Annotated in this window: 11 protein-coding genes; 7 read left to right on the top strand and 4 right to left on the bottom strand. The window is 54.2% G+C overall.

Annotated elements, in window-relative coordinates; translation table 11 throughout:
* Positions 1-34 precede the first annotated feature (34 nt).
* Positions 35-1,168 (top strand): LPS O-antigen length regulator Wzz(fepE), encoded by a 1,134-nt coding sequence (gene wzz(fepE), locus AABJ99_RS16885; protein WP_039021061.1) that lies wholly within the window; start codon positions 35-37, stop codon positions 1,166-1,168.
* On the opposite strand, the gene fepC is transcribed toward wzz(fepE), so the two are convergent.
* From fepC to fepD, 3 genes are read right to left on the bottom strand one after another with little or no spacing between them, the layout of a single operon-like run.
* On the bottom strand, positions 1,165-1,980 hold the full coding sequence (gene fepC / locus AABJ99_RS16880) for an iron-enterobactin ABC transporter ATP-binding protein (RefSeq protein ID WP_039021062.1): 816 nt from the start codon (positions 1,978-1,980) through the stop codon (positions 1,165-1,167). The genes wzz(fepE) and fepC overlap by 4 nt on opposite strands.
* Positions 1,977-2,969 carry an iron-enterobactin ABC transporter permease gene (fepG, locus tag AABJ99_RS16875; RefSeq protein WP_000640941.1) on the bottom strand — a complete coding sequence of 331 codons (993 nt, stop codon included), beginning with the start codon at positions 2,967-2,969 and terminating at the stop codon, positions 1,977-1,979. The genes fepC and fepG overlap by 4 nt, the downstream gene beginning before the upstream one ends.
* Positions 2,966-3,970: a Fe(3+)-siderophore ABC transporter permease gene (gene fepD, locus AABJ99_RS16870; protein ID WP_001295314.1), complete on the bottom strand. Its 1,005-nt coding sequence runs from the start codon at positions 3,968-3,970 to the stop codon at positions 2,966-2,968. The genes fepG and fepD overlap by 4 nt, the downstream gene beginning before the upstream one ends.
* 110 nt (positions 3,971-4,080) lie before the next feature.
* Here fepD and entS point away from each other — a divergent pair, with 110 nt between their 5' ends.
* On the top strand, positions 4,081-5,331 hold the full coding sequence (gene entS / locus AABJ99_RS16865; RefSeq protein WP_039021063.1) for an enterobactin transporter EntS: 1,251 nt from the start codon (positions 4,081-4,083) through the stop codon (positions 5,329-5,331).
* A gap of 3 nt (positions 5,332-5,334) precedes the next feature.
* On the opposite strand, the gene fepB is transcribed toward entS, so the two are convergent.
* Positions 5,335-6,291, bottom strand: coding sequence for a Fe2+-enterobactin ABC transporter substrate-binding protein (gene fepB / locus AABJ99_RS16860; protein WP_001234298.1), 957 nt, complete (start codon positions 6,289-6,291; stop codon positions 5,335-5,337).
* A gap of 188 nt (positions 6,292-6,479) precedes the next feature.
* Between fepB and entC the strand changes: the two genes are divergently transcribed.
* From entC to entH, 5 genes are read left to right on the top strand one after another with little or no spacing between them, the layout of a single operon-like run.
* A complete protein-coding gene (gene entC / locus AABJ99_RS16855; RefSeq protein WP_039021064.1) occupies positions 6,480-7,655 on the top strand; it encodes an isochorismate synthase EntC in 1,176 nt (391 codons plus the stop codon).
* Between the two features lie 9 nt (positions 7,656-7,664).
* Positions 7,665-9,275, top strand: coding sequence for a (2,3-dihydroxybenzoyl)adenylate synthase EntE (entE, locus tag AABJ99_RS16850; RefSeq protein WP_039021065.1), 1,611 nt, complete (start codon positions 7,665-7,667; stop codon positions 9,273-9,275).
* 13 nt (positions 9,276-9,288) lie between these two features.
* A complete protein-coding gene (gene entB, locus AABJ99_RS16845) occupies positions 9,289-10,146 on the top strand; it encodes an enterobactin biosynthesis bifunctional isochorismatase/aryl carrier protein EntB (protein ID WP_001007152.1) in 858 nt (285 codons plus the stop codon).
* Entirely contained in the window at positions 10,146-10,892 is a 747-nt protein-coding gene (entA, locus tag AABJ99_RS16840) for a 2,3-dihydro-2,3-dihydroxybenzoate dehydrogenase EntA (protein WP_000347644.1), read from the top strand. Before entB ends, entA begins: the two co-directional genes overlap by 1 nt.
* A 2-nt stretch (positions 10,893-10,894) precedes the next feature.
* Positions 10,895-11,308: a proofreading thioesterase EntH gene (entH, locus tag AABJ99_RS16835; protein WP_000637946.1), complete on the top strand. Its 414-nt coding sequence runs from the start codon at positions 10,895-10,897 to the stop codon at positions 11,306-11,308.
* The last annotated feature ends 134 nt before the right edge of the window (positions 11,309-11,442 follow it).

The following is an 11,442-nucleotide window of genomic DNA, read 5'->3' as shown; positions in this document are numbered from 1 at the left end:
TCCCCCTATTGGACTCATTTTCAGGTTATACCCCATGTCATCAATGAATATTAAACAGGGAAGTGACGCTCATTTTCCCGAGTATCCTCTGGCGTCGCCCAGTAATAATGAAATTGATTTACTTAATCTAATTGAAGTTTTATGGCGGGCAAAAAAAACGGTCATGGCGGTCGTTTTTGCGTTTGCCTGCACAGGATTGCTGATCTCTTTCATCCTGCCGCAAAAATGGACTAGCTCTGCCGTCATTACTCCCGCTGAGGCTATTCAGTGGCAGGACCTCGAGAAAAACTTTACTAAACTGCGCGTTCTGGATCTTGATGTTAATCTCGATCGTAATGGAGTATTTAATCTATTTATCAAGAAGTTTCAGTCTATTAGCTTACTGGAAGAGTACCTGCGCTCATCACCTTATGTGATGGACCAATTAAAAGAGGCGAAAATAGACGAACTGGATTTGCATCGCGCTATCGTCGCATTGAGCGAAAAAATGAAAGCGGTTGATGACAATGCCAGTAAGAAAAAGGATGAACCGTCACTGTATACCTCCTGGACGCTAAGTTTCACCGCGCCAACCAGTGAAGAGGCGCAGACCGTTTTGAGCGGGTATATCGATTATATCTCTGCGTTGGTGGTGAGAGAGTCGCTAGAAAACGTCCGTAATAAACTGGAAATCAAAACCCAGTTTGAAAAAGAAAAACTGGCTCAGGATCGCATTAAAACGAAAAACCAACTTGATGCAAACATTCAGCGCCTCAATTATTCACTCGACATTGCCAACGCGGCAGGAATTAAAAAGCCCGTTTATAGCAATGGTCAGGCAGTTAAAGATGACCCCGACTTTTCTATTTCTCTCGGCGCAGACGGTATTGAACGTAAACTGGAAATTGAAAAAGCGGTCACTGACGTTGCGGAGCTGAATGGTGAATTACGTAATCGTCAGTATCTAGTCGAGCAATTAACAAAAACAAATGTCAACGATGTGAATTTTACGCCGTTTAAATATCAGTTGCGTCCGTCATTACCGGTAAAAAAAGATGGTCCGGGTAAGGCGATTATCGTGATCCTTTCTGCGTTGATCGGCGGTATGGTGGCTTGTGGTAGCGTGCTGTTGCGCCATGCCATGGCATCCAGAAAACAGGATGCCATGATGGCAGACCACTTAGTTTAAATCTTCGCGGTTGAAGGTGCCGTTCGTCCGAGCGGCACCACAAGCGGAGTTCCGGCTACCGGATCGTCAATGATCATGCAACGCAAACCATAAATACGCTCAATCAGTTCAGCAGTGACAATCTCTTTTGGTGCTCCCTGAGCAACAATTTTCCCTTCCCGCAATGCAATCAAATGGCTGGCGTAACGACAGGCCTGATTAAGATCGTGCAGCACTGCCGCCAGGGTATAGCCTTTCTCGCGGTTCAGTTCGCTTAGCAGTTCCAGTAGATCAATCTGATGACTGATATCCAGCCAGGTGGTGGGTTCATCGAGTAGCATAATCGCCGTTTCCTGGGCCAGCACCATCGCGATCCACGCTCGCTGACGTTGCCCACCGGAGAGGGTATCAACGCTTTGATTTGCCAGATGAGTTATTCCTGTGGCCTGCATCGCTTTCGTTACCGCTTCTTCATCTTCTTTACGCCAGCGGGTAAACAGCGGTTGATGCGGGTAACGCCCGCGCGCTACTAACTCCTGCACGGTGATATCTCCCGGCGTGGTGGCGTTTTGCGCCAGTAAACCAATCCGGCGTGCGACCTCTTTACTGGCGTAATGTTGAATGTGCTCGCCATCCAGCCAGACATGCCCGTGAGCAGGTGTCATCAGGCGGCTTAAGGTACGCAGTAACGTGGATTTACCGCAGCCATTTGGCCCGATAATCGCTGTGAAGTGACCATCAGGAATTTCTACAGTCAGATTTTCCGCAACGGTATATTTGCCATATCCGAGGGTTAACTGTTCGCCGCGCAAACGGGCTACTGATTCGGTCATTTTTTGCGAGACTCCTGAATTAACAAGACGATAAGATAAATACCGCCGAGGCTGACGGTAACGACGCCAACCGGAAGTTGATACGGCATAAACAGTTGTTGAGCACAGAGATCGGCTGCCAGCAGTAACAGCGCACCGCACAGCGCTGCCTGGGTTAGACCCCAGCGAGCGGTGCCGCTGATACGGCGGGCAATGTGTGGCGCGACTAAAGCAATAAAGGAAATCGGCCCCGCCAGGGCAGTGGCAGCTGCGGTAAGTACTACGGCGACCAGCATCATTAACAGCCGTGAACGTTCGACGCTGACGCCTAACGCACACGCGGTGTCATCACCCATCTCCAGCAAGCGCATCCGCCTTACCAGTAAGGCGGCGGCAATTAGCATCAATATAATGATGGGCGCGGAGGGCGAGGTTTTTGCCCACGTCAGGCCATTGAGCGATCCGGCATTCCACAAACCCGCTGTTAACGCCGTTTCTAAAGACGCTTTCAGCAACAGCCAGGTATTAAAGGCCACCAGCATGGCGCGAACGCCGATGCCGATAATAATCAACCGAAAGGTGTCGATACCGTTACGCCAGGCAAGCAACCAGACCAGCAGCGAAGTGATAATGCCGCCCGCCATTGCTGCCAGCGCGATAGCCGTCAGGTCCTGACCAAACAGCACCATCGCTACCAGTACGCCGCTCCACGCTCCGGTGTTAAAGCCCATTACGTCAGGGCTGCCGAGTGGGTTACGCATCAACGACTGAAAAATCGCGCCGCTGACGCCCAGTGCCGCACCAATCAACAGTGCCATTAGTACCCGCGGTAAACGCCATTCGGTGACCACCATTGTCATACTGCGCGGTGCGTCACCCATCAGCGCGGCAAATACCTGAGAGGTTTCCAGCGTGACGGCACCGCTGCGTAATCCCCACACGCTTGCCATCACACAAGCTATTAGCAACAGCAGACAGGTGATAATTAATCGACGAGAGACGTAAATCATGCGCCACCTCGCGTTTTACGTCGTACAAGGAAGATCAGCACTGGTGCGCCAATAAAGGCACTGACTACAGAAACGCGCAGTTCGCCGGGAACAATCACTCGCCCGATAATATCGGCAAACAGCAGCAGGGCAGGTGTGGCGAGCAGCGTGACGGGCAGCGACCAGCGATGATCGGCACCTACCAGCCAGCGCGCCATATGCGGCATCATCAGGCCAATAAAGGCAATCGGGCCAACTACCGCCGTCGCACTACCACAAAGCACGGTAATCGCCAGCAGCCCAATCAACTGTGTGCGTGCTACGCGACTGCCCAGCGCCGTCGCGGTGTCACTGCCAAGGCTTAAACTGTTCAGCGCGCGGCTCAGTAATAGCGCAGTTGCTCCAGCGATCAGCACCGGGATCAGCACCACTTTTAAGGTGTGTAAATTACGAATATCCAGCGAACCGGCTTGCCAGAAACGCAGTTGATCGTAGACGTCGGGATTAAGCAGGGCGATGCCGCTGGTCAGCCCTTCCAGCACCGCCGCCAGTGCCACGCCCGCCAGGGTTAAACGCACCGGACTTAACTGCCCGCCGCCCTGGCTGCCGGTAAAGGCAACAATCAACGAGGCCACCAGCGCACCGGCGAAGGCCATCGCCAGTTGTTCCTGCGCGGATGAGTAACCAAACAGCGCCGCGCCCAGCACAATGGCAAAGCTGGCTCCGGCGTTCACGCCAAGCAAGCCGGGGTCGGCAAGTGGGTTTCGGGTGAGGGTTTGCATTAACGCCCCGGCAAGGCCAAGCGCGCCGCCTGCCAGTAAACCGGCAAGGGTACGCGGCAGTCGCGCGTCGAGCACGATGGTGCAGTCGGCGCTCTGGCAGGTGCCGGAGAGGGCCTCCAGCACTACGGAAGCGGGGAGTGATTTTGCTCCAATGAGCAGGCTTAATGCCGTCGCGATAATCAGTAATAACAGCAATCCGGGCACGGCAATGGCGCGTGTCACGGCAACAGAACCAGACATACGAACTTCCATGATAATGAAATTAATTATCGTTATCGATCTTATTTGGATATGTTAGCATGTGCAGCCTAAGAATAGGTATTTAAAATATTTGATGGCAAGGCATTGTAATGAATAAACAATCCTGGCTGCTTAACCTCAGCCTGTTGAAAACGCACCCGGCGTTTCGCGCAGTATTCCTCGCTCGTTTTATCTCTATTGTTTCTCTGGGTTTGCTCGGCGTCGCGGTGCCAGTGCAGATCCAGATGATGACGCATTCTACCTGGCAGGTGGGGCTTTCGGTGACGCTGACCGGCGGGGCGATGTTTGTCGGCTTGATGGTCGGCGGTGTGCTGGCGGATCGCTATGAGCGCAAAAAAGTGATTTTGCTGGCGCGCGGCACCTGTGGCATTGGCTTCATTGGATTGTGCCTGAATGCGCTGTTGCCGGAGCCGTCATTGCTCGCAATCTATTTACTCGGATTATGGGATGGCTTTTTCGCGTCACTTGGCGTTACGGCGCTTCTGGCGGCGACTCCTGCATTAGTTGGGCGTGAAAATTTAATGCAGGCCGGGGCAATCACCATGTTGACTGTGCGGCTGGGATCGGTAATTTCGCCCATGATTGGCGGCTTACTGCTGGCGACTGGCGGCGTAGCCTGGAACTACGGGCTGGCGGCGGCGGGCACGTTTATTACCTTGCTACCGTTGTTAAGCCTTCCGGCGCTACCTCCGCCACCGCAACCGCGTGAGCATCCGTTGAAATCATTACTGGCAGGATTTCGTTTTCTGCTCGCCAGCCCGCTGGTGGGAGGGATTGCGCTGCTGGGGGGGTTATTGACGATGGCGAGCGCGGTACGGGTACTGTATCCGGCGCTGGCTGACAACTGGCAGATGTCGGCGGCACAGATTGGTTTTCTCTATGCGGCGATCCCGCTCGGTGCAGCTATTGGCGCGTTAACCAGCGGGAAGCTGGCACATAGCGCGCGACCAGGGTTATTGATGCTGCTCTCCACGCTGGGATCGTTCCTCGCCATTGGTTTGTTTGGCCTGATGCCGATGTGGATTTTAGGCGTGGCTTGTCTGGCGCTGTTCGGCTGGTTGAGCGCGGTTAGTTCGTTGCTGCAATACACAATGCTGCAAACGCAAACCCCGGAAGCGATGTTAGGGCGGATTAACGGTTTGTGGACGGCACAAAACGTGACGGGCGATGCCATAGGCGCAGCGCTGTTGGGCGGTCTGGGAGCGATGATGACGCCGGTGGCCTCCGCAAGCGCGAGTGGTTTTGGTTTGTTGATTATCGGCGTGTTGTTGTTGCTGGTACTGGTAGAGTTGCGTCGTTTTCGCCAGACGCCGCCGCAGGTGACAGCGTCTGACAGTTAATGCTTAGAACAGCGCCTTAAGCCGATCCAGCACTTGCATGGCGCTGTAGTAATCCAGTCGGAACGTCTCGGTTCCCAGCGCATAAACCTGCTTGTTTTGTACTGCAGGCAGGTGCGCGAGCAGTGGATTGGCATAAATCGCATCGGCGTCTTTCTGATCACCGGCGAACAGGAATAGCGACTCGCCATTTAACCCTGCCGCCAGATTTTCCCCACCAAGCTGAATGATGTCATGGCGTTTGCCCTGGCTTTGGCTGGCGTTTAAGCCTGCGGGCAACCTGGCCAGCGTAAAGCCGAGTTGTTCCAGCATCTGCCCTTGTGCTGATTCAGCTGTCCAGAGATTGGCACTGTGCGCAGCGGCGGTATAGACAATGGCAGTGACCGGCTGCGGCGGTAATTTGATTTGCTCTTTCGCCGCCGTCAGTTGCTTATCAAACTGTGCAATCCGCTCTGCCGCTTGTTTCTCATGCCCGGTAATTTCGCCAAGTTGCGTTAACAGCGACTGCCAGCTTTTATCGTCGTAATTGATGATTAACGTTGGTGCGATAGTGGAAAGCTGATCGTATAGCGCTAGCGCTGAATCGCCGCCGGTCGCGCTAATTAAAATCAGATCTGGCATTTGTGCGGCTACTGCTTCGGCGTTCGGTTCGCCGATATAGAGACGTTGCAGTTTGCGTTCTTTCGCTACCTTGCTCCACTGGCGTAAAAAACCCTGGTCATCCGCTACGCGGTTATTCGGCGTGGTCGCGCCGCTGGCGATCACTGGTGCATCAATCGCCAGCAGTGAGCCGGTCAAGGTGACGCTGGTGGAAACAATACGTTGCGGCTGGCTTTCCAGGGTATGAGTACCACGACTGTCAGTAATCTGACGCGGCCAGTCGGCAGCCTGAACTGCGGATATTCCTGAAAGCAAAATTCCGGTTAAAAGAAGGGCGTTGCGGTAGAGCGGGGCGAGTCTCACAAATCAGCTTCCTGTTATTAATGAAGTTAATGCTTCTCATTTTCATTGTAACCACAAGCAGATGCAACCCCGACTTGCAGATTGCGTTACCTCAAGAGTTGACATAGTGCTCGTTTGCTTTTAGGTTAGCGACCGAAAATATAAATGATAATCATTATTAAAGCTTTTATCATTTTGTGGAGGATGATATGGATACGTCACTGGCTGAGGAAGTACAGCAGACCATGGCAACACTTGCGCCCAATCGCTTTTTCTTTATGTCGCCGTACCGCAGTTTTACGACGTCAGGATGTTTCGCCCGCTTTGATGAACCGGCTGTGAACGGGGATTCGCCCGATAGTCCCTTCCAGCAAAAACTCACCGCGTTGTTTGCCGATGCCAAAGCGCAGGGCATTAAAAATCCGGTGATGGTTGGGGCGATTCCCTTCGATCCACGTCAGCCTTCGTCGCTGTATATTCCCGAATCCTGGCAGTCGTTCTCCCGGCAGGAAAAACAGACTTCAGCCCGCCGTTTTACTCGCAGCCAGTCGCTGAACGTGGTGGAACGTCAGGCAATTCCGGAACAAGCTACGTTTGAACAGATGGTTGCCCGCGCCGCCGCACTTACCGCCACGCCGCAAGTCGACAAAGTGGTGTTGTCACGGTTGATTGATATCACCACTGACGCTGCCATTGATAGTGGCGTATTGCTGGAACGGTTGATTGCGCAAAACCCGGTTAGTTACAACTTCCATGTGCCGTTAGCTGATGGTGGCGTCCTGCTGGGAGCCAGCCCGGAACTATTGCTGCGTAAAGACGGCGAGCGTTTTAGCTCGATTCCGTTAGCCGGTTCCGCGCGTCGTCAGCCGGATGACGTGCTTGATCGCGAAGCGGGTAATCGTCTGCTGGCGTCAGAAAAAGATCGCCATGAACATGAACTGGTGACTCAGGCGATGAAAGAGGTACTGCGCGAACGCAGTAGTGAGTTACACGTTCCATCCTCCCCACAATTGATCACCACGCCGACGCTGTGGCATCTCGCAACACCCTTTGAAGGCAAAGCGAATTCGCAAGAAAACGCATTGACTCTGGCCTGTCTGCTGCATCCGACCCCCGCGCTGAGCGGTTTCCCGCATCAGGCCGCGACCCAGGTGATTGCTGAGCTGGAACCGTTCGACCGCGAACTGTTTGGCGGCATTGTGGGTTGGTGTGACAGCGAAGGTAACGGCGAGTGGGTGGTGACCATCCGCTGCGCGAAGCTGCGGGAAAATCAGGTGCGTCTGTTTGCCGGAGCGGGGATTGTGCCTGCGTCCTCACCGTTGGGTGAATGGCGCGAAACGGGCGTCAAACTTTCTACCATGTTGAACGTTTTTGGATTGCATTAAGGAGCGAGGATGAGCATTCCATTCACCCGCTGGCCGGAAGAGTTTGCCCGTCGCTATCGGGAAAAAGGCTACTGGCAGGATTTGCCGCTGACCGACATTCTGACCCGTCATGCCGCAAGCGACAGCATCGCGGTCATCGACGGCGAGCGTCAGTTGAGTTACCGGGAACTGAATCAGGCGGCGGATAATCTCGCCTGTAGCTTGCGTCGTCAGGGCATTAAACCCGGTGAAACCGCACTGGTACAACTGGGTAACGTCGCTGAATTGTATATTACCTTTTTCGCGCTGCTAAAACTGGGCGTTGCGCCGGTGCTGGCGCTGTTCAGCCATCAGCGTAGTGAGCTGAATGCATACGCCAGCCAGATTGAACCGGTGTTACTGATTGCCGATCGCCAACATGCGCTATTTAGCGGGGATGACTTCCTTAATACGTTTGTTGCAGAGCACTCCTCCATTCGCGTGGTGCAGCTGCTGAACGACAGCGGTGAGCATAACTTGCAGGATGCGATTAACCATCCGGCTGAGGATTTTACTGCCACGCCATCTCCTGCTGATGAAGTGGCCTATTTTCAGCTTTCCGGCGGTACCACCGGCACACCGAAACTGATCCCGCGCACTCATAACGACTACTACTACAGCGTACGTCGTAGCGTCGAGATTTGTCAGTTCACGCAACAGACACGCTACCTGTGCGCGATTCCTGCGGCCCACAACTACGCCATGAGTTCGCCAGGATCGCTGGGCATCTTTCTCGCTGGCGGCACGGTCGTTCTGGCTGCCGACCCCAGCGCCACGCTCTGCTTCCCATTGATTGCAAAACATCAGGTGAACGTCACCGCGCTGGTGCCACCAGCAGTCAGCCTGTGGTTACAGGCGCTGACCGAAGGTGAAAGCCGGGCGCAGCTTGCCTCGCTGAAACTGTTACAGGTCGGTGGCGCACGTCTTTCTGCCACGCTTGCGGCGCGTATTCCCGCAGAGATTGGCTGCCAGTTACAGCAGGTATTCGGCATGGCGGAAGGGCTGGTGAACTACACCCGTCTTGATGATAGCGCGGAGAAAATTATCCATACCCAGGGCTATCCAATGTGTCCGGATGATGAAGTGTGGGTTGCCGATGCTGACGGAAATCCACTGCCGCAAGGGGAGGTTGGACGCCTGATGACGCGCGGGCCGTACACCTTCCGCGGCTATTACAAAAGTCCACAGCACAATGCCAGCGCCTTTGATGCCAACGGTTTTTACTGTTCCGGCGATCTGATCTCTATTGATCCAGAGGGGTACATCACCGTGCAGGGGCGCGAGAAAGATCAGATCAACCGTGGCGGCGAGAAGATCGCTGCCGAAGAGATCGAAAACCTGTTGCTGCGCCATCCGGCGGTGATCTACGCCGCACTGGTGAGTATGGAAGATGAGCTGATGGGCGAAAAAAGCTGTGCTTATCTGGTGGTAAAAGAACCACTGCGTGCGGTACAGGTGCGTCGTTTCCTGCGTGAACAGGGTATTGCCGAATTTAAATTACCTGATCGCGTGGAGTGTGTAGATTCACTTCCGCTGACGGCGGTCGGGAAAGTCGATAAAAAACAATTACGTCAGTGGCTGGCGTCACGCGCATCAGTCTGAAGGAGAGAACACGATGGCTATTCCAAAATTACAGGCTTACGCACTGCCGGAGTCTCACGATATTCCGCAGAATAAAGTCAACTGGGCCTTTGAGCCGCAACGTGCCGCGTTGTTAATCCATGATATGCAGGACTATTTTGTCAGCTTCTGGGGCGAGAACTGCCCGATGATGGAGCAGGTGATCGCGAATATTGCGGCACTACGCGACTACTGCAAACAGCACAATATTCCGGTTTATTACACCGCCCAGCCGAAAGAGCAGAGCGATGAAGATCGGGCGCTGTTGAATGATATGTGGGGACCGGGCCTGACCCGTTCACCAGAACAGCAAAAGGTGGTGGATCGCCTGACGCCAGATGCCGACGACACGGTGTTGGTGAAGTGGCGCTACAGCGCGTTTCATCGTTCTCCGCTGGAGCAAATGCTCAAAGAGAGTGGACGTAACCAGTTGATTATTACCGGGGTATACGCCCACATTGGCTGTATGACCACCGCAACCGACGCATTTATGCGCGATATTAAACCGTTTATGGTGGCGGATGCGCTGGCCGATTTCAGTCGTGACGAGCATTTGATGTCGCTGAAATATGTAGCCGGGCGTTCTGGCCGGGTGGTGATGACCGAAGAACTATTGCCTGCACCGATCCCTTCAACCAAAGCGGCGCTGCGAGAGGTGATCCTGCCGTTGCTGGACGAGTCCGATGAGCCGTTCGATGACGACAACCTAATTGATTACGGTCTGGATTCGGTGCGCATGATGGCGCTGGCGGCGCGCTGGCGCAAAGTGCATGGCGATATCGATTTTGTCATGCTGGCGAAAAATCCGACCATCGACGCCTGGTGGAAGCTACTCTCCCGCGAGGTGAAATGATGGATTTCAGCGGCAAAAATGTCTGGGTAACCGGCGCGGGGAAAGGTATTGGCTACGCCACGGCGCTGGCATTTGTTGAGGCCGGAGCGAAAGTTACAGGTTTTGATCAAGCGTTCACTCTGGAGCAATATCCCTTTGCGACCGAAGTAATGGATGTAGCCGACGCTGCGCAGGTGGCGCAAGTGTGTCAGCGACTGTTAGCGCAAACGGAGCGACTGGACGTGCTGGTCAATGCGGCGGGAATTTTGCGCATGGGCGCGACCGATCAGCTCAGCAAGGAGGACTGGCAGCAGACTTTTGCGGTCAACGTCGGTGGCGCATTTAACTTGTTCCAGCAGACCATGAACCAGTTTCGCCGTCAGCGGGGCGGGGCGATTGTTACTGTGGCGTCCGACGCTGCACACACGCCGCGTATTGGTATGAGTGCTTACGGTGCGTCGAAAGCGGCGCTGAAAAGCCTGGCGTTGAGCGTCGGGCTGGAACTGGCGGGTAGCGGTGTGCGCTGTAATGTGGTTTCCCCGGGGTCCACCGACACCGATATGCAACGCACGCTGTGGGTGAGTGATGACGCCGAAGAGCAGCGTATTCGCGGCTTTGGCGAGCAGTTTAAACTCGGTATTCCGCTGGGGAAAATCGCCCGTCCACAAGAGATCGCCAACACGATTTTGTTCCTCGCCTCTGACCTCGCAAGCCATATCACCCTACAGGATATTGTGGTAGATGGCGGCTCAACACTGGGGGCATAAGCATGATCTGGAAACGCCATTTAACGCTCGACGAACTGAACGCCACCAGCGATAACACAATGGTGGCGCATCTTGGAATTGTGTATACCCGTCTGGGCGATGATGTGCTGGAAGCCGAAATGCCGGTTGATACTCGTACTCATCAGCCGTTTGGCCTGCTGCATGGCGGCGCGTCGGCGGCGCTGGCGGAAACCCTGGGATCGATGGCCGGATTTATGATGACTCGCGACGGACAGTGCGTGGTGGGCACGGAGCTTAACGCCACACATCATCGCCCGGTGTCTGAGGGAAAGGTACGCGGCATCTGCCAGCCGCTGCATCTTGGGCGGCAAAATCAGAGCTGGGAAATCGTTGTTTTCGATGAACAGGGGCGGCGTTGCTGTACTTGTCGGCTGGGTACGGCGGTTTTGGGATGAACCCGACAGAATTAAATGAAATTGCAGGAAAACTCAGTTAACGAAGTGATCAAGTTAACATTGCTAAGTTAAATATTGGTTTCAACTCCGATTTACATGGTTGCCGTGTTGTTAAATTGCACAAAGATGTTATA

Source organism: Escherichia coli (assembly GCF_036503815.1).
GTDB classification, from domain to species: domain Bacteria; phylum Pseudomonadota; class Gammaproteobacteria; order Enterobacterales; family Enterobacteriaceae; genus Escherichia; species Escherichia coli_F.
Note: the sequence above shows the minus strand (reverse complement) of the source record. Positions and strands in the feature narration are given on the sequence as shown.